The organism is Mycobacterium sp. RTGN6 (assembly GCF_033804605.1).
In the GTDB taxonomy this organism is placed as follows: domain Bacteria; phylum Actinomycetota; class Actinomycetes; order Mycobacteriales; family Mycobacteriaceae; genus Mycobacterium.
On the sequence record NZ_JAPZKZ010000013.1, the window covers coordinates 215307 to 237346 of the forward strand.

The 22040-nt window shown below is 67.0% G+C and carries 24 protein-coding genes and 1 pseudogene; 12 read left to right on the forward strand and 13 right to left on the reverse strand.

From position 1 onward, the window contains the following. The first annotated feature begins 173 nt into the window (after positions 1-173). Together SLQ33_RS28580 and SLQ33_RS28585 are read left to right on the forward strand one after the other, a co-directional pair. A complete protein-coding gene (locus SLQ33_RS28580; protein WP_319457281.1) occupies positions 174-1259 on the forward strand; it encodes an LLM class flavin-dependent oxidoreductase in 1086 nt (361 codons plus the stop codon). After that, positions 1252-2532 (forward strand): alpha/beta hydrolase, encoded by a 1281-nt coding sequence (locus SLQ33_RS28585; protein ID WP_319457282.1) that lies wholly within the window; start codon positions 1252-1254, stop codon positions 2530-2532. The genes SLQ33_RS28580 and SLQ33_RS28585 overlap by 8 nt, the downstream gene beginning before the upstream one ends. 14 nt (positions 2533-2546) lie before the next feature. Here SLQ33_RS28585 and SLQ33_RS28590 read toward each other — a convergent pair whose 3' ends face one another. Next, positions 2547-3845 (reverse strand): PucR family transcriptional regulator, encoded by a 1299-nt coding sequence (locus tag SLQ33_RS28590; protein WP_319457283.1) that lies wholly within the window; start codon positions 3843-3845, stop codon positions 2547-2549. A gap of 98 nt (positions 3846-3943) precedes the next feature. Beyond that, positions 3944-4933, reverse strand: coding sequence for a Gfo/Idh/MocA family oxidoreductase (locus SLQ33_RS28595; protein WP_319457284.1), 990 nt, complete (start codon positions 4931-4933; stop codon positions 3944-3946). Between the two features lie 206 nt (positions 4934-5139). Between SLQ33_RS28595 and SLQ33_RS28600 the strand changes: the two genes are divergently transcribed. Both SLQ33_RS28600 and SLQ33_RS28605 read left to right on the forward strand, forming a co-directional pair. Then, entirely contained in the window at positions 5140-6288 is a 1149-nt protein-coding gene (locus SLQ33_RS28600) for a flavin reductase (RefSeq protein WP_319457285.1), read from the forward strand. A gap of 70 nt (positions 6289-6358) precedes the next feature. Further along, positions 6359-7708, forward strand: coding sequence for an acyltransferase (locus SLQ33_RS28605; RefSeq protein ID WP_319457286.1), 1350 nt, complete (start codon positions 6359-6361; stop codon positions 7706-7708). 12 nt (positions 7709-7720) lie between these two features. Here the strand turns inward: SLQ33_RS28605 and SLQ33_RS28610 are convergent, their stop codons facing one another. Further along, a complete protein-coding gene (locus SLQ33_RS28610; RefSeq protein ID WP_319457287.1) occupies positions 7721-7891 on the reverse strand; it encodes a DUF5302 domain-containing protein in 171 nt (56 codons plus the stop codon). A 40-nt stretch (positions 7892-7931) separates the two neighbouring features. Then, positions 7932-8375, reverse strand: a complete 444-nt coding sequence (locus tag SLQ33_RS28615; RefSeq protein WP_319457288.1) for a PPOX class F420-dependent oxidoreductase — start codon at positions 8373-8375, stop codon at positions 7932-7934. A 92-nt stretch (positions 8376-8467) separates the two neighbouring features. On the opposite strand from SLQ33_RS28615, the gene SLQ33_RS28620 reads away from it, so the two are divergent. Continuing rightward, on the forward strand, positions 8468-8983 hold the full coding sequence (locus SLQ33_RS28620) for a DUF1697 domain-containing protein (RefSeq protein ID WP_319457289.1): 516 nt from the start codon (positions 8468-8470) through the stop codon (positions 8981-8983). Then, positions 8980-9807 (forward strand): class I SAM-dependent methyltransferase, encoded by an 828-nt coding sequence (locus tag SLQ33_RS28625; RefSeq protein ID WP_319457290.1) that lies wholly within the window; start codon positions 8980-8982, stop codon positions 9805-9807. The genes SLQ33_RS28620 and SLQ33_RS28625 overlap by 4 nt, the downstream gene beginning before the upstream one ends. On the opposite strand, the gene SLQ33_RS28630 is transcribed toward SLQ33_RS28625, so the two are convergent. Next, a complete protein-coding gene (locus SLQ33_RS28630; protein WP_319457291.1) occupies positions 9804-10169 on the reverse strand; it encodes a GntR family transcriptional regulator in 366 nt (121 codons plus the stop codon). The genes SLQ33_RS28625 and SLQ33_RS28630 overlap by 4 nt on opposite strands. Before the next feature lie 37 nt (positions 10170-10206). Between SLQ33_RS28630 and SLQ33_RS28635 the strand changes: the two genes are divergently transcribed. Beyond that, positions 10207-10923, forward strand: a complete 717-nt coding sequence (locus SLQ33_RS28635) for an NAD-dependent deacylase (RefSeq protein ID WP_319457316.1) — start codon at positions 10207-10209, stop codon at positions 10921-10923. Here SLQ33_RS28635 and SLQ33_RS28640 read toward each other — a convergent pair. From SLQ33_RS28640 to SLQ33_RS28650, 3 genes are read right to left on the reverse strand one after another with little or no spacing between them, the layout of a single operon-like run. Then, positions 10920-11549 (reverse strand): class I SAM-dependent methyltransferase, encoded by a 630-nt coding sequence (locus SLQ33_RS28640; protein ID WP_319457292.1) that lies wholly within the window; start codon positions 11547-11549, stop codon positions 10920-10922. The two genes, SLQ33_RS28635 and SLQ33_RS28640, sit on opposite strands and share 4 nt — an antisense overlap. After that, positions 11542-12225: a TetR/AcrR family transcriptional regulator gene (locus tag SLQ33_RS28645; RefSeq protein WP_319457293.1), complete on the reverse strand. Its 684-nt coding sequence runs from the start codon at positions 12223-12225 to the stop codon at positions 11542-11544. The genes SLQ33_RS28640 and SLQ33_RS28645 overlap by 8 nt, the downstream gene beginning before the upstream one ends. 1 nt (position 12226) lies before the next feature. Then, positions 12227-14551 carry an MMPL family transporter gene (locus SLQ33_RS28650; RefSeq protein ID WP_319457294.1) on the reverse strand — a complete coding sequence of 775 codons (2325 nt, stop codon included), beginning with the start codon at positions 14549-14551 and terminating at the stop codon, positions 12227-12229. Positions 14552-14706: 155 nt separating this feature from the next. On the opposite strand from SLQ33_RS28650, the gene SLQ33_RS28655 reads away from it, so the two are divergent. Together SLQ33_RS28655 and SLQ33_RS28660 are read left to right on the forward strand one after the other, a co-directional pair. Next, a complete protein-coding gene (locus SLQ33_RS28655; protein ID WP_319457295.1) occupies positions 14707-15264 on the forward strand; it encodes a DoxX family protein in 558 nt (185 codons plus the stop codon). Positions 15265-15352: 88 nt separating this feature from the next. Next, positions 15353-15475, forward strand: coding sequence for a hypothetical protein (locus tag SLQ33_RS28660; RefSeq protein ID WP_319457296.1), 123 nt, complete (start codon positions 15353-15355; stop codon positions 15473-15475). A 134-nt stretch (positions 15476-15609) separates the two neighbouring features. On the opposite strand, the gene SLQ33_RS28665 is transcribed toward SLQ33_RS28660, so the two are convergent. The 3 genes from SLQ33_RS28665 to SLQ33_RS28675 form a co-directional block, all read right to left on the reverse strand. Then, on the reverse strand, positions 15610-16611 hold the full coding sequence (locus SLQ33_RS28665; RefSeq protein ID WP_319457297.1) for a nitronate monooxygenase family protein: 1002 nt from the start codon (positions 16609-16611) through the stop codon (positions 15610-15612). Next, positions 16608-17360: a 3-hydroxyacyl-CoA dehydrogenase gene (locus tag SLQ33_RS28670; protein WP_319457298.1), complete on the reverse strand. Its 753-nt coding sequence runs from the start codon at positions 17358-17360 to the stop codon at positions 16608-16610. Before SLQ33_RS28670 ends, SLQ33_RS28665 begins: the two co-directional genes overlap by 4 nt. Before the next feature lie 75 nt (positions 17361-17435). Next, entirely contained in the window at positions 17436-18527 is a 1092-nt protein-coding gene (locus tag SLQ33_RS28675) for a CaiB/BaiF CoA-transferase family protein (protein WP_319457299.1), read from the reverse strand. Between the two features lie 110 nt (positions 18528-18637). On the opposite strand from SLQ33_RS28675, the gene SLQ33_RS28680 reads away from it, so the two are divergent. The 3 genes from SLQ33_RS28680 (at position 18638) to tet(V) (ending at position 21238) form a co-directional block, all read left to right on the forward strand. Then, on the forward strand, positions 18638-19444 hold the full coding sequence (locus SLQ33_RS28680) for an enoyl-CoA hydratase (RefSeq protein ID WP_319457300.1): 807 nt from the start codon (positions 18638-18640) through the stop codon (positions 19442-19444). Between the two features lie 111 nt (positions 19445-19555). Continuing rightward, a complete protein-coding gene (locus tag SLQ33_RS28685) occupies positions 19556-19903 on the forward strand; it encodes a type II toxin-antitoxin system HicB family antitoxin (RefSeq protein ID WP_319457301.1) in 348 nt (115 codons plus the stop codon). 78 nt (positions 19904-19981) lie between these two features. Beyond that, a complete protein-coding gene (gene tet(V), locus SLQ33_RS28690; protein ID WP_319457317.1) occupies positions 19982-21238 on the forward strand; it encodes a tetracycline efflux MFS transporter Tet(V) in 1257 nt (418 codons plus the stop codon). Between the two features lie 6 nt (positions 21239-21244). Here tet(V) and SLQ33_RS28695 read toward each other — a convergent pair whose 3' ends face one another. Together SLQ33_RS28695 and SLQ33_RS28700 are read right to left on the reverse strand one after the other, a co-directional pair. Beyond that, positions 21245-21913 (reverse strand): type II CAAX endopeptidase family protein, encoded by a 669-nt coding sequence (locus tag SLQ33_RS28695; RefSeq protein ID WP_319457318.1) that lies wholly within the window; start codon positions 21911-21913, stop codon positions 21245-21247. Positions 21914-21936: 23 nt separating this feature from the next. Further along, positions 21937-22040, reverse strand: a pseudogene (locus tag SLQ33_RS28700) (hypothetical protein); the annotation flags it as partial.

Here is a 22040-nt window from a genome sequence, read left to right on the forward strand (position 1 = left end):
GCAACCGCTGTCGCGGACTGTGACGCCAGCCGACGTTGCTCAGAGTCGCCTGGCGGCGCGGTGACGAATGGCGTGATCGAGGGGTGCCTGAATTCGCCGCATACGCCACTGTTCCCGACGCTCCGCAAGCCTTCACTAGAGAGGCACGTCCCGTCGCGAACCGGAGGAAGACCATGAGACTCGGTTACTTCTCGATGCCCCTGCACCCCGCGGGCCGCAAGTGGTCCGACACGCTGCGCGAGGACCGCGAGGCAGTGATCCTGGCCGACCGGCTGGGGTTCCACGACGCCTTCATCGGCGAACACCTCACCGACCGCCACGAGAACATCACCAACAGCCTGGTGTTCCTCGCCACGCTGATCCACGCGACCGAGCAGATCCGCCTTGGTACCGGTACCACCAACCTGTCGCAGCAGCATCCGGTGCTGGTCGCCGCGAACTCGGCGATGTTCGACCATCTCGCCGACGGACGATTCATCCTTGGCATCAGCCCCGGTGCCCTGCCGTCGGACGCCGAAGCGCTCGGGATCCTCGACCAGGACCGCAACGAGATCTTCGCGGAGGCCATCGACGTCATCACGGCCATCTGGGAAACCGAGCCGCCCTATGCCCTGGTGCGTGAGGGCGGCCGGTTCTCCGTCACCACCGAGACAACTCTCGACCTCGACCTCGGCGTCGGGATACTGCCGAAGACGCTGCAACGGCCGCGCCCGGAGATCGTCGGCACCGTGGTGGCGCCGTTCTCCAAGGGTGTGATCGCCATGGGCGCTCGGAACTTTCACCCGCTGTCGGCGAACTTCCTTCTTCCGCAATGGGTTGCGACGCACTGGCCCAACTACGTGCAGGGCAAGGAGTCGGTCGGTGAACGTGCGACTACCGACGACTGGCGGGTGGCCCGCACGATCTTCGTCGCCGACGACCCTACGGTCGCCGAACAGTACGGCCGTAGCGATGCCGGCAGTCCGTACCGGTTCTACTACGAGAAGATGCTGACCAAGATGCGCAAGATCGGGCGCCTCGAGCTGTTCAAGACGCACCGCGAGCAACCCGACGACGAGGTCACTCTCGAGCACGTCCTCGACCAACTGGTCATCACGGGCACACCGGAGTCCGTCGCCGACCAGCTGCTCGAATTCCGCGGGCAGACCGGCGACTTCGGCGAGCTCGTCTACGCCGGGCTGGACTGGGTCGATCCCGCGCTGGCGCAGCGTTCGATGGAGCTCATGGCCGAGCAGGTCATGCCGCGCGTCAATGTCTGAGGGGCCGGACCGGTTGCCGCTGCCTGCGACGCTGACTCCCTGCCAGACGTTCGCGGTGGAGATGATCGAGTCGGGGCCGCGCGGCGCGCTAATCGGCCCGTTCGTCCCCCTGCTGCGCAGCCCTGAACTTATGACGCGGCTGCAGCTTGTCGGCGAGTACCTGCGCTTCGGGTCGGTGTTGCCCGCCCATTTGACCGAGCTCATCATTCTCCTCATCGCGCGTCATTGGGACCAGGACTTCGAATGGGGACACCACGTGCCGTTGGCCCGCACCGCCGGGTTGAGCGAGCAGACCATCGACGCGATCCGCGGTCGCGCCCAGGTGATCCCCACCGCGCCGGCGGACGTCCGTGCGGTATGGCGGCTGGTCGGCGAGCTGTGCGACCGCCATTCGGTCACCGACGCGACATTCGCAGCCGCCGTCGAGGTGATCAGCGACGTTGGAGTGGTCGAAGTCGTTGCGACAGCAGGCTATTACACGACCCTGGCGATGACGATGAACGTCGCCAGGACGCCGGTGCCCGACGGCTACGAGCGGCTTCCCGCTCCCATGAACGCACCGCTGGTATTCCTGCACCCGCTGGGCGCAGACGGCCGCTTCTGGGATCCGGTCCGCGCCGAGCTGGGCTCGCGGACGAGTGTCGCGCCGGACCTGCCCGGCCACGGCTCGGCCCCACCGCCGCCAGTGGGTGCAGGGATCGACTTCTACGCCGCGGCGGTCGCGGAGCAGATCTCGACCATGGGAACGGCGGCACACGTCGTCGGCATGTCACTCGGCGGACTGGTCGCCCAGGAACTCGCGGTGGCCAGGCCCGAACTGGTCGCCTCCGCGGTGCTGGTGGACACCGTGCCGGTATATCCCGCGGCCCTGCAGCATAATTGGCGCGAGCGGGCCGACACGGCGCGACGCAGTGGCCTGTCCTCGCTGGTCGATCCGATGGTGGCCATGTGGTTCTCGACGGACCTGGCAGCGACGACGGATCCACGGGTCGAACAGGCCAGAAACACTTTCGCTGCAACGGATCCCGAAGGCTATGCGCGTTCGTGCGAGGTGCTGGCCGACGTGGACCTGCGCGAGCGGCTGGCCTCGTTGACCAGGCCCACGACGATCGTCTGCGGGCACGACGACGCCCCGGCGTTCCGCGAGGGAGCGTCATGGCTGGCGGGAGAGACCGGCGACGGGACCGTGCACTGGCTGCCCGGCCGGCACGCCTGCGCCGTGGAGTTCCCGACGGAGTTTGCAGACCTCCTGGTCACCGCGATACCGGCCTGACTCGACCGCTACCGCTACTCGGAGCCAGACCGCAGCCGCATCAGCCGCGCGGCGACCTGCAGCTCGGTCCGCCGTTCGTTGATCGGATGGCCAAGCAACTCCTCGGCCTTGTGCAGGCGGTTGCGCACGGTGTGCTCGTGCAGTTGCAGATGCTCGGCCGCAGCGACGTGGGAGCCGAAGCGGAACGACGCGTCCAACGTCTCCCGCAATCGCGCCGCTTCTAGCGTGTCGAGCGCGAGTGGCCCCAACTCGCGCTCGACGAACTCGCGTGCGGTCTGCGGATCCCGCATCAGCAGGATTTCCAGGCCGACGTCATGGTGATGCACGACCGACGGTGCGCCGAGCTCACCCCAGGCGGCCCGTATCCGCTCGGCATCCATCGCCTCGGCCAGTGTGGTGCGGAACCCCTCGATCCCGGCGTGCGGCCCACCCAGCGTGGCCGTCACGCCCGCTTCGCTCAGTACGGCGTCGAGCGCTTCGAGCACCGGGCGCTTCCACTCCCCGATCCGGCCCAGCCACACCACGGTCGAGCTCAGCGTGAGCGGGTAGACCAGCGAGTGTTGGCAGCTCACGGCGGCGCGCAGGCCAACGGCGAGTTGGGTGGCCGCGCCCTCGGCGACGTTCGGCATCAGGACGGCGATGTGCCGACTTCCCGGCTCGTAGGACAGGATCGCGAGGTCCGAACCGGTGAGCGACTCGCCTTCGCCGCGCAGGATGTCCTTCACCAGGCTCCGACGCATGTGGGTCCGCGATCGGTTGAGTGCCTCGTAGTCGCGCGTGTAGGTCTCGGCGACTTGCGATGCCACGAAGTCCTGGTACCCGAGGATCGTCTGGGTGAGCAGCTGTTGAGCCAGCGCGGCCTCGTCACGGTCGACGTCGTGCGTCTTGATCACCTCGCGCAGGTGCGCGCTCCAGGCCTCCCACATCGTGAAGAAACTGATGCGATACGAACGTTGCATCGACTTCTGTGGAATACGCAGCTGGGCTTGCACTTTCGCGAAGGAAAGCACCTGTTCGAGGTAGACGTCGCCGAGCTGGATCTCGCCGGCGATGACCGACCGTAGGCAGTGCGCGTTCGCGTGGGTACTCGCCGTGAGGTGTGCCCGAAACTCGTCGTCGTGGGAATGGTTCGGGAACGCGATGGCCACGCAACGGCCGATGATGACGTGCACGAGTTCGTCGACGTCGAAGTCCTTCGCGACATCCTGCACCCAGGCGGGTGGCGGCCGGTCGTCTCGCCACAAGTTCAGGGGCGCCGGCATGTGCACCTCTGCGGTGGACGTGTCCGGGCTTCGGTCGACGGTCATGGACATCGCGATGCACCTCGGTCTCGCCGTGCGGTGTGTGCGTTCCGACGGAGCTCACACATCGTGGATCCTAGTGCGTTCGACGAGTGTCATGGAGGCGGAGCTCAGACGGGCTCGACGACGCCGCTGAGCGCCGATCGGGTGATCGCTTCGAACGTTCGCGCATTTGCCACCATCTCCTCCAGCGGTACCGGATACACGGACCGTCCTGCCGCGGCTGCGGCGAACGACTCGATGTTCTCGCGCACCGATGCGTGCGGAGCGAAGAATTCCGTCACCACGGGCTCGCCGCGAAGCTGCCGGGTGACGTCCCAACCTTGGGGTTGCTCGGGGTGGCTGCGGTCACGGATCTCGACCCAGCCTTCCGAGCCGAGGACCGTTACCCTCCCGACGAAGGGGGTCGCCAGAATCGCGGTGATGAGGGCGGTCTGCCCCTTCTCGAATGCGAGCGTCACCGCGAGCGTGTCCCCGTTCGCGAAGGTGGTCGCCTGCGTCGACAGCCTCGCCCAGACTTCAGTTGGCCGCCCGAAGATGCTGATCGCGAGGTCCACGAGATGAATGCCGGTCGCAGACAACGGCCCTACCGGCGCCTCGACTGCAGACAGCCGCCAGTTGTCGGGTGGCAGGTCGAGGAACTTGTCCTGGCTGAAGTTGCCTTCGAAGACCAGTGGCGTGCCCAGCGTTCCGTCCACGATCGCCCGCCGCAGTGCCACGACGGCGGGCTCGAAGCGGCGTTCATGGCCGATGCCCAATTGCAGGCCGGCTGCGGTGATCGCGTCGACGGCACGCTGTGCGTCGCGCCCCGAGGTGCTGAGCGGTTTCTCGCAGAAGACGTGTTTGCCGTGCGCGGCCGCGGCGATGATCTGGTCGGTGTGGAACTTGTGCGGCGTGCACAGGATCACGGCGTCGATGGCGTCGTCGTCGAGTACGGCGTCGAGATCGGAATGGACGTGTTCCAACGACGGCCGCATCGCCCGGCGGGAGTCTGCACTGACGTCTACCCCGGCGACGATCCGCACGTGCTCGCTTCCGTCGAGGTCGCCAACTACCTTGCGGCCCCACCACCCCAGTCCCACCACGGCTGCGTTGATCACCGAACCAGTCAAGATCCGCAGCCGTGCCGATGCAGTGGCTGCGGACGTGAAGTTCGAGTGTGCGGGTGGCGCAATCCGTCAACGGTGGCGTCGAGGGCGTGTCCGCCGACGCCAATGAGCTGCGGGCAGATTCACGAACTCCGTGAGTGATTGTCGGAACCCGTCGGCGTTCAATTGAATTCGCGACGTACAACGAGGAGACCACGATGACGCAGGAGTTTGCGACCACCGAATCGGCGGTCGACACCGGCCTGTTCCGTCATGTCGTAGGCCACCTGGCCAGCGGTGTCACCGTCGTCACCACCAGGGTGGACGGTCACGACCATGGTATGACCGCCAGCTCCGTGACGTCGTTGTCGACGGAGCCGCCGATGATGCTCGCCTGCATCAACAATGCGGTGCCCACCGCCGCAGCGATCGAACGCAGCGGGCGGTACACCGTGAACGTGCTCGGCCAGTCCCACGGCGATCTCGCCTATCAGTTCGCCACGCCGCGCCCGGACAAGTTCGCCGGCGTCCGCTTCGACCGGGGCATCGGCGGTGTTCCGGTGTTGGCCGACGCGATCGCATCACTCGAGTGCGAGGTGACCGAACAGGTGATCGGCGGCAGTCATTCCGTCTTCCTCGGTCACGTGATCGCGGCAACCGCGCGAGAAGGGGCCCCCCTCACCTATTTTCGCGGCGGGTTCGGGCGCTTCGAGTTCGAGCGCAACGACCAGGCCTACGAGCAAGCCAGGGACATGGTGCTCAGCCGGGTCTTCGCCGCGGGGCAGGTGATCACCGTCGACGAGCTCGCCGATAGTCTCGGCGGCGAGCGGGCCCGGGCGTTCTATGCACTGACGAAGCTCGCCTCGGACGGTCTGGTCCAGCGCGACCCGCAGCGGGGCTACATCATCGCTCCGTTCGACGTGCGGACCTCCGACGAGGCGTTCGAGGCTCGGCTCGCGATCGAGCTCGGTGTGATCGATCAGGTTCTCGGGCAAGATGTTTCGCATCGGCTCGGCACGGCGCGCACACATCTGGACGCCATGTCTCGCCATCTCGTCGACGATCGCTTCCTGGATTTTCAGGCTTACCTCGATGCCAACTACGCCTTCCACGAGTCGATCGTGGCGCTGTCGGGCAACGCCCTACTCGTCGCGGCGTTCGAATCGCTCAGCATCAAGAACGTGATGATGCGCAGCTTCGGGACCACGGCGAAGTCGTCGGCCGCGTTCCTCGAGGTACAGCGCGACTTGCTCGTCGCTCTGGAGGGGGCCAATGCCCCGGCGGCCAGGGCGGCCGCCCGAGCGTACTGCGAACTGGCGAAGGCCAGGACTCGCCAGCTGCTCGCCTTGACCGGCGGACAGGTCTGAAGCTCGGCCGCGGCTCGCGCACCAGAATTTGAGTGAATCTACCTAGGCCCTCCGGGCTTAGATTCGCTCCATGGCCGCTCCACGCTTGTTCCCCACCGCCGCCGAGCTAGAGGCGAACACGCCACCGAGCCGCGACCGCGCCGTCGACGTCATCCGCATCGCCGCCCTCGTCGGCGTCGTCGCAGGCCACACCATCATGGCGACCAGCATCATCACCGACGGGGTCTTCCACTGGGGCAACCTGCTGACCACGTCGCCGGTGTTCCAAGCGCTGACGTGGATCTTCCAGATCATGCCGCTGTTCTTCTTCGCGGGGGTGGCGGCGTCGATCGGGTCGTATCAAACCGGCGGCAGTTGGGGCGGATGGCTGCTGAAGCGCTGCACCCGGCTGTACCGCCCGGTGTTCTACTACCTCGCGTTCTGGGGCGTGGCACTCGTCGGGCTGCGCCACGTGCTGCCCGAGCACGTGTACGAGCCCGTCGCGGGGATCAGCATCCAACTGCTGTGGTTCCTCGGTGCGTACGTGCTGGTGCTCGCGGCGGTCCCGGTGCTGGCCCAGCTCAACACTGCACCGAGGCTCGCGGCGGCCGTGGCGGGCACCTATGGCGTCATCGCCGTCGTCGACGTCATCCGCGTCACCGACCCCGGTTGGAGCGCGCTGTCGTACGTCAACTTCGTCGCATGGCTCATCCCTGGCATGTTCGGGGTGGCCTATCGGCGGGGGCTACTGACCCCGCGAGCCGCGTGGGGCCTCGCGGTGGCGATGTTCGGCGTCAACGTCGCGCTGTTCTGGTTCGGGCCGTATCAGCTGAGCCTCGTCGGGATTGACGCGGAGGGACTGCGGAACATGACACCGCCGTCGCTATTGCTTGCGGGGCACGCAATCATGCTGTGCGCGTTCGCCATTGCCGCGGCACCTGCCATCGGGCGCTGGGCCCAAAGCCCGCCCGTCTGGCGGCTCGCCGTCATCGGCAACTCCGGCGCGATGACGCTCTACCTGTGGCACATGCCGCTGCTGCTGGGCATGCACCTGGTGTTCGACGGGCTCGGGCTGCCACGCTTCCCGGGTCAGCCGCACTTCGTGGTGCTCGCCGTGGTCCAGGTGGCTTTGATGGCCGTGCTGATGTCGGCGACGTTCGTCGCGCTTCGCCAGCTGGAGAACGATCCGCTTCCACTGTGGGATGGCGGCTACGTCGCGCGGCCCGGAATGCGCAGCGCCGCGGTCGGTGTGCTGCTCTGCATCGCGGGTGCGGCCACCCTGGCGTCCTGCGCGTGGGGACTGAAGGACGACGGCCTGTGGTGTGTCGCGGTGATGCTCGTCGGGCTGATCGCCGCACGCGTGCTGGCCGCGAATCCCGTTGAGATAGCACTAGGCGACACCGCTACTCGCATTTCTGCGCAGCCACCGCTACCTCAATGACAAGGTGAGCGGCTAGCCGCTCTTGCGCCGGAACTCGCGGTGACTCTCGGCGGGACCGGTCGAGTGTGGGCCGTGCTTGCGGCCACCGTCCTTGTGTTCGGAGCCGCCGCCAGCGTTGGCCTTCTTGCGCTCCAGCGCTTCGCGGAACTTGCGCTTGGTCTCGTCCTCGGGTTCTTCGGCCATGACGGCAGCGTAGCGCGCCGCGTTGGACGCGTCGCGTGGTTTACCTGATGCCCGGAGGCAGTCCGTACAGGTGGCTGATGGGAATGGTCAGCACCACGCGGCGATCCTGGACCATCGCCTGGCGATAGTCGTCCCAGTCGGGGTGCTCACCGGCGATGTTGCGGTACAACGCAATCAACGCCTCCACGGTGTCGTCACCGGGGTCGGCGGCGGGCGGCGTCAGAACCGCGTCGCCCTCCGCGACCGCGTAGGCCCAGCCGTCGTCGGACCTGACGTAGATCGACGCCCGCCCGTCGCGGCGCAGGTTGCGGGTCTTGGCACGCGGCTCGGTGACCGACACGGCGATGGCGACGCCGCGCGGATCGAAGTGGTACGACACGTTCGACAGCTGCGGCCGACCGTCGCGCTTGATGGTGGCCAGCACTCCCAACGAGTTGCCGCTGATCAAGGCCAACAGCTTGTCGTCGAACACGTGACGGGTCATCCCCCGAGCGTACGACTGTCGGCCACGTGGCCCACCGGCTTTGCGCGTCGGCTCCCTACCATTGACACCATGACCCTGCAGCTGGACTTCGGGTGACGCGCTACGCCGCGCTGTTGCGCGGGGTCAACGTTGGCGGGGTGAACCTCAAGATGGCCGACGTCGCCAAGGCGTTCACGGACGCGGGATTCACCGACGTCAAGACCATCCTGGCCAGCGGCAACGTGCTGCTGACCAGCCGGTCGGGGGTGGCCACGGTGCGCAAGACCGCCGAGACCGCGTTGCGCAACGGGTTCGGATACGACGCGTGGGTGCTGGCGTACGACCTCGACGTCGTGCGCGCGATCTCGGAAGGGTTCCCCTTCGAGCGTGAGGTCGAAGGGATTCAGTCCTACGTCACCTTCGTCTCCGACCCCGACGTGCTCGACGAGCTCGCCGGACTGGCGGCGGGGGACGACGAGAAGATCGAGCGCGGCGAGGGTGTCGTCTATTGGCAGGTGCCCAAGATGAGCACGCTCGACAGCACCATCGGCAAGACCATGGGCAAGAAGCGATACAAGTCGTCGACGACGACGCGGAACCTGCGCACCGTCGAAAAGCTGCTGCGGTGAACCCCAAGAAGGTCGACGCCGTGCTGACCGGGGTGTCCGAGACGGCGTTGTTGACCCTTCAGGTGCGAGCGAACGAGGCACGGCGGCCCGACTCGATCATCGACGACCCGATGGCGATCGTGCTCGTCGACTCCATCGAGTTCGACTTCGCCAAGTTCGGGTTCAGCCGACGCCAGGACATGGCGCTGCGGGCGTTGGCCTTCGACGGGGCCACCCGGCGCTATCTCGTCGACCATCCGGCAGCAACGGTCGTCGCGCTGGCCGAGGGCCTGCAGACCAGCTACTACCGGATCGAGGCCAGCGGGGTCAGCGACCAATTCCGTTGGCTCACCGTCGACCTGCCGCCCATGATCGAGTTGAGGAACAAACTCTTGCCGCCGTCGGACCACGTGACGGTGTGCGCGCAGTCGGCGTTGGACTACGCCTGGATGGATGGGGTCGACGACTCCAACGGCGTCTTCATCACCGCCGAGGGATTGCTGATGTACCTGCAACCCGAAGAGGCCATGGGGCTGATCGCCGAGTGCGCGCGCCGGTTTCCTGGCGGCCAGATGATGTTCGACCTTCCCCCGCCCTGGTTCGCAGGCCTGATCAGGCGCGGAGTGCGGACGACGGCGCGCTACCGCGTTCCACCGATGCCGTTCACCATGTCGGCGGCGCAGGCCGCGGACCTGGTGAACTCGGTGCCGGGTGTCCGCGCCGTCCGCGACGTCCCGTTTCCCCCTGGCCGTGGCCGGGTGTGGAACACCGTGGCGTGGGCCGTGCAGCGAATCCCGCTGTTCGACCCGGTCCGTCCGGCGTTCACGCTGCTGGAGTTTGGCTAACTCAACGCCGTCTCGATGTAGCGCAACGCGTCGGCCTTGGCGACGCCCAACGACCTCGCGGTCGTCGCATAGGCGTGCGCGGCGGTCGCCATCGCGGCGTCAGATGGATCCGCCCGCGCCACGAAAGTGCCGAAGCGGCCGCGTGTTTCGACGACGCTGGCGCTCTCCAGTTCGCGGTACGCCCGCGCCACCGTATTCACCGCCATGTTCAACTCGGCGGCGAGCTCGCGCACCGTCGGCAGTCGGGTGCCCGGCGACAGCCGGCCATCCCTGATTCCCCCTATGATCTGGGTCCGCAGCTGATCGAACAGAGGCCTCGCAGCCTCAGAATCAATGCGCACCCAATCCCCCAGATTGGCCACGTGCCCAGTATCACAAAAACCCGCTAGTTTGGTGAACGTGCGAGTAACGGTGCTCAGCGGCGCGGGGATGTCCGCCGAGAGCGGGGTCCCGACGTTCCGGGACGTCGAGACCGGCCTGTGGGCCCACGTCGACCCGTACGAGATCTCCAGTGCGGACGGTTGGCGACGTCATCCCGAGAAGGTCTGGGCGTGGTACCTGTGGCGGCACTACATGATGAAAGCGGTCCAACCGAATGCCGGACACCGCGCGGTGGCCGCCTGGCAGGACTACGCCGACGTGCACGTCGTCACCCAGAACGTCGACGACCTCCATGAGCGCGGCGGCAGCACGCAGGTCTACCACCTTCACGGTAGCCTGTTCCACTTCCGTTGCGACCGTTGTCAATCCGCGTACGACGGGGAACTTCCAGCAATGCCGGAGCCGGTCGAGGCCGTGCAGCCGCCAGCGTGCCCCATTTGCGGTGGGCTGATCCGGCCCGACGTCGTGTGGTTCGGCGAGCAGCTGCCGACGGAGGCCTGGGACCGTTCGCTCGCGGCCGTGGCTGAGGCCGACGTGGCGGTCGTCGTCGGCACGTCGTCCATCGTCTACCCGGCGGCCAGCCTGCCTGAACTGGCGTTAGCGGAGGGCGTTCCGGTGATCGAGGTCAACCCGGAGCGGACTCCCTTGTCGGACAGGGCGACGATCTCGTTGCGCGAGAACGCGGCGACGGCGCTGCCCGAATTGCTGCAGCGGTTGCCCGCGCTGCTCGGCTAGGCGGGCCGGACCGCCAGCCCGATCGCGGCTTCCGAGGAGGGCACCGGAATCCACGCCGGGAGCACCCACTCGCGCCGGGATTCGCGGACTTCGAAGCCTGCGTCCGCGATGGACTGCTCGGTGTGGCGGTGAGTGTGACAGTTGCCTAGGAGCCGCGGCCACACGGTGGCGTCGGCGACCCGTTGGAAATTGGCCCGCAGGCCGGTACTCGCCACGTGCTCCAGATAGCGCAGTTCCCCGCCGGGCCGCAAGCGCGAAAATAGTTGCCGCAGCACGTCATCGGGGTCGCCAACGGAACACAGCACCAGCGAGCACACGACGGCGTCGAACTGCTCACCGGGCGCGTAGTGCTCGATGGTGTCCGTGGTGACTGTGACTGGCACCTGGGTATTCTCGGCGGCCCGGATCGCGATGTCGGCGAGCCTGCGTTCCGGCTCGACGGCCACGACCTCGCTGACCGTGTCGGGGTAGAGCTCGAAGTTGGTGCCGGTGCCCGCACCCACCTCAAGCACGCGTCCGGTCAGCCCGGCGAGGTTCTCGCGCCGCAACCGTCGGATCGACTCGGGTTCGCGGGTGGACAGCGCCGTCCACAGCCGCGCGAAGAACGGATTGTCGAGCTCAGGCATCTGCCAATCCTTTCAGCCGCGCGACGGCCTCCTGTGGTGACACGTCGGGGCCCATCGCGCCCCACGCGATGTGCCCGCAGCAGACCGCGCTCAGAACCCGGTCGGCGAACTCCTCGGCGTCGCCGAACGGCAGGTCCGGCCGCGAAATCAGCAGCGAGGCCACCCCGTGTGCGACTGTCCACAGTTCCAGGGCCGCAGTCATGGCATCACCGGGCGGATAGATGCCGTCGGCCATCAACGACTCCACCGAGTTGCACATGTGCACGAACGCCGAGCTGTTCAGCGCAACGTCCACGTTGCTGCCGGGCCTGGGCTCCCCCATGGCGGCAATGCGATAGAGCTCAGGTGTCTGCATGGCGAACCGCACGTATGCCAGGCCCTGCGCACGGAGCCGGTCGAGGTTCGACGGCTGATCGTCCGCGACCTGTTGCATCACCTCGTCGAGACGCTCGAAGTACCTGGCGCACACCGCATCCAGCAGCGCGTCCTTGTCGGCGAAGTGGAGGTAGATCGACGGCGACGTGACACCGACCCGCTGGGCCACCGAGCGGATCGACACCGACTTCGCGTGACCCGTCTCCATCAGCAGATCGGTTGCGGCGTCGAGGATTTCGTCGCGAAGCTGGTCACCCGAGCCACGGGGGGCGCGCCGACGTCGCAGGGGCTGGACCGTCACGCTATCGAGTGTCCGTCACGGAGACCATGGAGCGGTCGGAATTCGGCGGGTCGGTGTCCTGATCGTCGTCCGGGCCGGACTCGCTGATGCCGATCCGCTGGTGCAGGCGGGCCAGTGGCTTGGGCGCCCACCAGTTCCAACCGCCAACGAGGTGCATGAAGGCGGGCACCAGCATCACCCGCACCAGGGTGACGTCGACGAGCACCGCCAAGGTGAGCCCGACGCCGAACATCCTCATGAACGACACCTGTGCGGCGATGAGCGCCGCGAACGTGATGGACATGACGATGGCGGCAGCGGTGATGACGCGGCCGGTGTGGGCCAGCCCGAGCGCCACCGCCTCGTCGTTCTCGGCGCGCGCCAACTTCCTGGCCTCCCGGCCGGACGACGCGGACTCTCCCGTACGCAACGTGAGCCAGTACTCCCTGATCCGGGCGACGAGGAACACCTCGTAGTCCATCGACAGACCGAACGCGATGCAGAACAACAGCACCGGCATGTTCGCGACGAGCGTCCCCGTCGGCGTAGTGCCCAGCGCACTCAGATGACCGTCCTGGAAGATCCACACCAGCGCGCCGAACGCTGCCGTCAGCGACAAGACGTTCAGCACAACGGCTTTCAGCGGAAGCACCACGCTGCCGGACAGCAGGAACAACAGTCCGAAGGTGATCAATCCGATGAGGCCGAGCACCCACGGCAGTCGCGTCGTGATGGCCTCGACGCTGTCCCGGTTGATCTGCGCGATGCCTGCCATCTGAACCGTGCGGCCATCGGGCCCGGCGACGGCGTGCAGCGCGTCGAGCTGCGTCTCCGACGCGTCGGAGAACAGCGCTGCGTTGCTGCCGACGGTGACGTACGCGCTTCCGTCGGCGACGTAGCCGTCCGGCGGCGGAGGCGCGACGCGTGCGCCCGCGACGAAGGTGCCTGCAGGCCCGGACACCGCCGACACGTCCGGGACGCGCGACAGGTCGGTGGAATAGCGCTCGTACGCCGCGGCGTCGAGGCCGTCGGCGTCGGGCACCACCACGGTCACCGCGGTGGACGAGTTGTCGACGAAGTCGTCGCGGAGCTGGTCGCCGACCACATGTGCCGACGCCGTCTTCGGCAGCACCCGTTCGTCGGGGAAGCCCCACTTGACCCCGAGGAACGGCGCCCCCAGTGCGAGCAGCAGCACGACGACGGCCAAGCCGATCGGGACGGCGCGACGCATCACGAACTTCGTTGAGCGGTACCAGAACAACTGCTCGACGGGTTTGACCGTCGGTTCCGGCCTTCCGAGCACACGGCGGATGAACTTGCGGACGTCGAGTGCACCCAGCCGGTCGCCGAGCAGCCAGATGGCCGCGGGTGTGACGATCACCGCCGCGGCGGCACCGAACGCCACGGTGGCGATGCCCGCGTAGGCGAACGACTTCAGGAAGTACATGGGGAAGAGCAGCATCGCGGCCATCGACAGCGCGACGGTGGTGGCCGAGAACAGCACGGTGCGCCCGGCGGTCGACATGGTGCGGATCAGCGCCTGCTCGCGCGATTTTCCCTCGGCGAGCTCGTCGCGGTAGCGGCTGATGATCAGCAGGGTGTAGTCGATGGCGAGCGCCAGGCCCAGCGCCGTGGACAGGTTGAGCGCGAAGATCGACACGTCGGTGCTGAACGTGATGAGCCTCAACACCGACATCGACCCGACGATCGCGAGCCCGCCGACCAGCATCGGCAGGGCCGCCGCCACCAGGCCGCCGAACACCCACACCAACACGAGGAAGCTGAGCGGGATCGCGATGGACTCCATCAACAGCAGGTCGCGCTGGGTCTGGGCGTTGATCTGGGCGTAGACCATGGCCACGCCGCCCGCCCTCACGGTGACGCCGTCACGATCGTGGACGACGTCGTCGGCCAGCGCCTTGGCGTACTTCTGGGCGTCGTTCTCACCGCCGGTGATGCCCGCGATGATCAGCCCCGACTTGCCGTCCTTGCTGATGAGCTCCGCCGCGGCCTCAGGCGGGACGGTCCAGGCCGACGTGACCTGGGCGACGTGCGGCGACTTATCGAGGTGGTCGATGATGTCGGTGGCGACGGCGTCGGCGGCCTGGCCTCGGACGCCGTCGGGGGCGGTGACGACGATGAGCATCTGCATATCGCCCTGGTGGAACTTGTCGGTGAGCAGCTTGGTGGCCTGGGCCGACTCCGACGTCGGATCCTGGAACCCGCCCGCCGACAGGCTCTTGGCCACCGGGATGCCGAATATCGCGGCGGCCACCATGACCAGCGCGGCGACCGCGAGGATGCGCCTTGGGGCGGCGATCGCCAATAGGGCGATTCGATGCAACACGTCAGTTCCCTCCCGATACCATATCGGTGATAACTTATCAGCGATAACTCAGCATCGTCAACGGGCCCCTCCATGGGGATAAACGTCGTCGAGCACGCAAATGTTCACGCGCGACAACACTCCAAGCATCCTCACAGCCGAATAGGGTGGGCGTCATGGCCACCTTCGAAACGCCAACCTTCGACACGCCATCCATCGAAACCCCCCGCCGCCGGTCATCGCCCGCCGACTTCGGCCTGCTGCTCCTGCGGTTCGCCATCGGCGCGACGATGATCCAGGCCGGACTGATCAAGGCCCTCGACTTCGACACGACGGTCGGCTTCATGGAATCCGGCGGATGGCGCCAACCCACGTTCGCCGCCCTGATGGTCACCGCCGCCGAGACCACGGGCGGCGTGCTCCTGGTGCTCGGTTTGCTGACACCGCTCGCGGCTTGCGCGGTGCTTGCCGCGATGATCGACGCGTGGGCGGTCAACGTGTCCGGCGGCGCCTTCTGGTCGGAACCGTTCAATGTGCCGTTCCTGGTCGCGTTCGCTGCAACGGCCCTGCTCTTTACGGGTGCGGGCGCCTACTCGCTGGACGCGAAGCTGTTTGGGCGCGATCGCTGGCCCGGCCTCGTCACGTTCGCCTTGTTCATCGTCGGCATCGCCGCGGCAGTTGCTACCTGGGTCTTGCTGAACGGGACGAACCCGATCCACCTCAGTGGTTCGTAGGCCAGAACCTACTCGCAGGTAAGAATTGCCACTGTGTCCTCAATCGTGACTCAAAGATCTCTTAATAGTGATAGTTACTGTCCAGTACATGTGGATCGACGACACCAGTGCAGATGTCATCAAGGTTGACTTCGAAGCCCTCTACCACGGGGACTTCCTCGTCGAGGGTGACTGCTCCGAGCAGTTCCCCGACCTCGCCGCCGCGGTCTGACGCGTCGGCGCGTACGCGCCACCAGTCGGGTTGCCCGGTCACTTGAGAGTCACCGCGCGCCCACCATCGTTCTTCTAGTGCACTCAGGGCTGTGAATCGCAGAGATTCACAGCCCTGAGTGCATTCAAAGCCCGCTACGCGGATAGCTCCGCCGGTTCCGACAGCGTGACCATGCCGCCGAGCCGTTCGGTGATCAGATCTTCGGCTTCACCGACGATGCGCGAGATCAGTTCCTCGCAGGTGGGGATGTCATCGATGAGCCCCATCACGGTGCCGACGGTCCAGATGCCCGCGTCGAGGTCACCGTCGTCGAACACCTTGCGGCCACGGACACCGGCCACCAGCTCCTTGACGTCCTCGAACTGACCGCCACCCTTGAGGATCTCCACCACCTCGCGCGACACCACATTGCTCGCGACGCGCGCGGTGTTGTGCAGGCTGCGGAAGATCAGCTCGGTGCCACGCTCGTCGCCGGCCACGATCGCTTCCTTCACGTTCTGATGGATGCACGACTCGACGGTGGCCATGAACCGCGTGCCCATGTTGATGCCATCGGCCCCCAACGCGAGCGCCGCAACCAGGCCACGCGCGTCACCGAAGCCGCCCGACGCGATCATCGGGATCTCGATCTGCTTGGCCGCCGCCGGGATCAGCACCAGGCCAGGAACGTCGTCCTCACCGGGATGGCCCGCGCACTCGAACCCGTCGATGCTGATGCCGTCGACACCGAGGCTCTGCGCCTTGACCCCGTGCCGCACCGACGTGCACTTGTGCAACACCTTGATGCCGTTGTCGTGGAACATCGGCAGGTGCGGTGCCGGGTTGGAGCCGGCCGTCTCGACGATCTTGATGCCCTCGTTGACGATGACCTGGCGGTACTCGTCGTACGGCGGCGGATTGATCGACGGCAGAATCGTCAGGTTCACCCCGAACGGCTTGTCGGTCAACTCGCGGGTCTTGGCGATCTCGCGGGCCAGGTCGGCGGGCGTCGGCTGCGTCAGCGCGGTGATGAAACCGAGCCCGCCCGCGTTGGCAACGGCCGCAACGAGTTCCGCCCGCCCGACCCACTGCATGCCGCCCTGCGCGACGGGGTGCTCGACTCCGAACGTCTCGGTGAACTTCGTCGTGATCGTCATCGGGGCGCCATCCGGATGGCGCCGTCGAGGCGGATCACTTCACCGTTGAGCATCGGGTTCTCGACGATGTGCACGGCGAGCATGCCGTACTCGTCGGGGTCGCCGAGCCGGGCCGGGTGCGGCACCTGCTGGCCGAGCGACTTCTGCGCCTCCTCGGGCAGCGAGCCGAGCAGCGGCGTCTTGAACAGGCCGGGCGCGATGGTGCACACGCGGATGAGCTCGCGGGACAGGTCACGCGCGATCGGCAACGTCATGCCGACGACGCCGCCCTTGGACGCCGAGTACGCGGCCTGGCCGATCTGGCCGTCGTACGCCGCGACGGACGCGGTGTTGATGATGACGCCGCGCTCTTCACCGAGTGGTTCGTTCTTGGCGATGCGCTGGGCGGACAGCCGCAGCACGTTGAACGTGCCGATGAGGTTGACCTGGATGGTCTTGGTGAACCAGTCCAACGGGAACGGGCCGTCCTTGCCCAACGTCTTGGCTGCGCTGCCGATGCCCGCGCAGTTGACGTTGATGCGCAGCGGGCCGAGCGACTCGGCGAGGTCGAGCGCCTGGCTCACGGCGGCCTCGTCGGTGACGTCGGCGGAGGCGAACTTCACGCGTTCGCCGAGCTTGCCCAGTTCGTCGCCCTCGCGGAGGTCGATGACGACCACGGAGGCACCAGCGTCGAGCAGTCGCTTGGTGGTGGCCAGGCCGAGGCCCGACGCACCGCCGGTGACGATTGCTACGGCGTCTTTGATCTGCACGGATGCATTCCTTTCATATCGCTGCTGACGGCCGAGGAAGGGTTAGTCCGCTCCCGACCTACTGGTTGGTTGGGACTATACCCAGTCCCGCAGTACGGCTTCGGTGTCGGCGCCGGGTATGCCGGGTGGCTTCGGTGTCGGCGGGACGCTGCGCGAGAACCGCGGCGCCGGGGCCGGCTCGAGGTTGTCGCCGTCGCGGAAGAACGTGTCGCGTTCGGTCACGTGCGGCTCGGTCTCCACCTCGGCGAAGCTCAGCACCGGCGTCACGCAGGCGTCGGTACCGTCGAACACCTTGGCCCAGTGGTCGCGGTCGTGGGCGGCGAACGCCTCGGTGAACGCGGTCCGCAGTTCCGGCCAGCGGCTGACGTCGTTCTGGTCGGGCAGTCCGGCGGTATCCAGGCCGAGCCCCTGCAGCAGCAGGGCGTAGAACTGCGGCTCGATCGCACCGACCGCGACGTAGCGGCCGTCGGAGGTCTCGTAGGTGTCGTAGTACGGCGCACCGGTGTCGAGCATGTTGGTGCCACGCACGTCGTTCCACATCCCGGTGGCGCGGAAACCCCACATCATCTGCATCAGCACGCTGGAACCGTCGATCATGGCGGCGTCGACCACCTGACCCTTGCCCGAGGTCTGCCGCTCCCACAACGCGGACAGGATGCCGACGATAAGGAACATCGACCCACCGCCGAAGTCGCCCGCCAGGTTCAGCGGCGGGACCGGCTTCTCGTCCTTGCGGCCGACGGCGTGCAGCAACCCGTTGAGCGAGATGTAGTTGATGTCGTGGCCGGCCTGCAGCGCCCGAGGACCGGTCTGGCCCCAGCCCGTCATGCGTGCGTAGATCAGTCGCTCGTTGACCTTCGCGCAGTCGTCCGGCCCGAGGCCGAGGCGCTCGGTGACGCCCGGCCGGTAGCCCTCGATCAGCACGTCGGCTTTGGCCACCAGCCGCATCAGCAGCTCGCGGCCCTCGTCGCTCTTGAGGTCCGCGGCCACCGACCGCCGGTTGCGCAGCATCGAATCGCGGCTTGGCATAGGAACTCCGGCACCCTTGCGCGGCCGCTCGATGCGAACGACGTCGGCTCCGAGGTCGCCGAGAATCATCGCCGCGTGCGGGCCGGGGCCGATGCCGGCCAACTCGACGACACGCAATCCTTGAAGTGGTCCAGCCATCTAGCAACGCCCTCCGATAGTCGACGTGGTTGACCGCCGACATAGCTTACTTGTATAACCAAGTCGAACCGGCCGCGGGCCTTCTGCTCCGCCAGACGCAAGGCATGGCAATGACGACCACTCTCTACCAAGGCATCGACGATCTCACGGTGTCGCTGACCGACGGGGTGCTTTCGGTGACGCTAAATCGTCCTGACAGCCTCAACTCCCTGACCGCGGCCATGCTCGCCACCATCGGGACCACGCTCACGCAGGCGGCCACCGACCCGCGCGTCAAGGTGGTCCGCCTCGGCGGTGCGGGGCGCGGCTTCAGCTCCGGCGCGGGGATCAGCGCGGAGGATCACGCCAGCCCGGGCGCCAGCGGAACGCCGGCCGACGTGCTGGCCGCCGCCAACCAGGCGGTCCGCGCGATCGTCGAACTACCCAAGCCCGTCGTCGCCGTGGTGCATGGCCCGGCGGCTGGCGTCGGCGTGTCGTTGGCCTTGGCGTGCGACGTCATCCTGGCGTCGGAGAAGGCGTACTTCTTGTTGGCGTTCACCAAGATCGGGCTGATGCCCGACGGTGGCGCCTCGGCGTTGGTGGCCGCGTCGATCGGACGGACTCGTGCGATGAAGCTGGCGCTGTTGGCCGAGCGACTGCCTGCCGCCGAGGCCTTGGCCGCGGGGTTGGTCAGCGCCGTGTACCCGGCGGACGAACTCGAGGCCGCCGTCGACGGGGTCGTCGCCACGCTGACTTCGGGTCCGGCAGTGGCGCTGCGCAGGTCGAAGCAGGCCATCAACGACGCGACGCTCACCGAACTTGAGGCTGCGTTCGCCCGGGAGACCGAAGGTCAGTTGGAGTTGTTGGTGTCCAACGACTTTCGCGAGGGCACCACTGCGTTTCAGCAACGCCGGACGCCGACGTTTACGGACGACTAGGCCTGCGCGGCGCGGCTTCGGACCATTAGCCCACCCAGAAACTCAGTATCACCGGCGATACCGCGATTCAGGACGAGTGCATTGTCGGACCGCGGCGCCAAGATCGGCGCCATGAACAACTACACCTACCGCGCGGAGTGGTGGTACGAGGGCATCGAGTACGTCGGCCGGTGTCTCGAGTTCCCCGAACATCTCTCCCACGCACCGACGGCGCTGGAAGCGATCCGACGCATCCAGGAGATCGTCGCTGACGTCGTCGCGGACATGGAGGAATGCGGCGATCCGCCGCCGGAATCACTTTCCGATCGCCGATACAGCGGCAACTTCGTCGTGCGTACGTCACCCGAGTTGCACGCCCGACTCGTCATCGAAGCCAACGAGCAGAGGGTATCGCTGAACCATTGGGCGGTGTCGAAGCTGGCAGGGCGCAAACCACCCTCCCTCGATGACTTCTTCTGACGCGAAAATCGTTCGACTCGAGGGTGGTCGGTAGGCGACCATCCATAGGTGAGTACGCAATTCGACCTCCAGAAACCGGTGAACCCCACCGGTGGCTGGCGCGTGCTCGCACCCTTCCACGTCCGCGAGTACCGGCTGCTGATCGCCGCTGTCGCGATCTCGATCTTCGCCGAGGGCATGTGGGCCGTCGTCATGGCGTTGCAGGTCATCGAGCTCGACAACGACCCGGCGTCGCTGTCGCTCGTCGCGACCTGCCTCGGTGTCGGGCTGGTGGCATTCCTGCTGGTCGGCGGCATAGCGGCCGACCGGCTGAACCAACGCAGCATCATCATCGCCGTCGAGTCGGTCAACGTCGTCGCGGTCTCGGCGATCGCGGTGTTGGGGTCACTTGGCGTTCTGAAGGTGTGGCACATGGCCGTCGCGGCGGGCACGCTCGGCATCGCAGCGGCGTTCTTCTTTCCTGCGTACAGCGCGATCCTGCCGCGGATCCTGCCCGCCGAACAGCTGCTCGCCGCCAACGGCGTCGAGGGTGTGGTGCGGCCCGTGTTCCAGCGGGCGGTAGGGCCTGCGGTCGCAGGCATTCTGGTCGGAGCGACGATGCCCTCGGTCGGCGCGATCGTCGTGGCGGTGTTGTTCGCCGTCGGTCTGGCGCTCCTGGTGGGCACCAGACCGGCGGTGCGCGACGCGGCGCCCGGGGACGTCGCAGAACGGCCGCACGTGTTGCGCGATCTGCGGGACGGCTGCTCGTTCGTGGTGCGCACGCCGTGGCTGTTGTGGACGCTGTTGTTCGCCAGCATGTTCGTGCTCGTGGTGCTCGGCCCCATCGAGGTGCTGCTGCCGTTCCTCGTGCAGGACCGGTTCGCCGATGGAGCCCAGACGTACGGATTCCTGTTGGCGTTCTTCGGGATCGGCGGCGCGATCGGCGCACTGGCCGTCTCGTCGACCCGCCTGCCGCGGCGTTACCTGACGGTGATGATGGCGATGTGGGGCCTCGGCTGCCTGCCGCTCGTCGTCGTCGGGGCGACGTCGTCGTTCGGGTGGATGGCCGTCGCGACCTTCGTCGTCGGCGTCACCGACGGCGCGGGCATGGTCATCTGGGGCACGCTGCTTCAGCGGCGGGTGCCGACCGAGATGTTGGGCCGGGTGTCGAGCCTGGACTTCTTCGTCTCGCTGGCGTTCATGCCCGTGTCGTTCGCGATCGTCGGGCCGCTGTCGAAGGTGGTGTCGATGGAGGCGATCTTCACCGCCGCCGGCGTCGTCCCCGTGGCGCTGGCCGCGATCGCCATGACGGCGGCGCGGATGCGGCGTGACGAGCTCGCAAACCCGTTGCGGTAGAAGGGTTCAGACGCCGAAGATCGGTGGAAGTGCGAGCACCATGACGAGCCCCCAGAAGAAGTGGGTGAGCATGGGTGCGAGCACTCCACCGGTCATTCGGCGTTCGTAGGCGCACACGTAGCCAAGGACGAGGCCCGCGAATCCCAGCATGGGATTGCCCGTGGCGCAGACCGCGACGGCGTAGACCAGCGTCGAGAGCACCACGGGCGACGCCTTGCCGAGCGCGCTGTACAGCGCGCCGCGGAAGAACAATTCCTCGGCAACGCCGTTGACGACCGTGATGAACACGACGAGCACCAGCGGCCCGTAGTTCGCGAACTCGAGCACCGCGACGATGTAGTCCCGCACCGGTGGGAGCTGACGCGCCACCAGGGCACCGACGATGAACACCGCTCCGACGAGTAGCCCGATGGCGGACCCGGTGATGATGGGTCGTCGGCTCCGGGTCCGAAACCGTAAGTGGCCCAAGTGCAATGGGCCGGACACCCATGCCCCGACGGCCCAGACCGTGGCCAGTCCTAGGGTCAACCAGTAGAACGATGCATCCCCCGGCGCACGGCTGAGTGAGAATCCGAGCAACAAGGCGCCCAAGACGAGCACGACCGCAACGACGACGCGTCGGCGCACCACCACCGACCGCGGCTCGTCGTACGGCGTCGCACGACTGCTGACCATCGTGCCCAGCTCGGCGAGCAGGCTCACTGGTGGACCATCCTTGTGTCGGTGATCTTCGATGGATTGCCGATGCACCCGAGGTGCCGCTGATCTACCGCCCTGCTTGCTCGACACATTTGATGTCCAG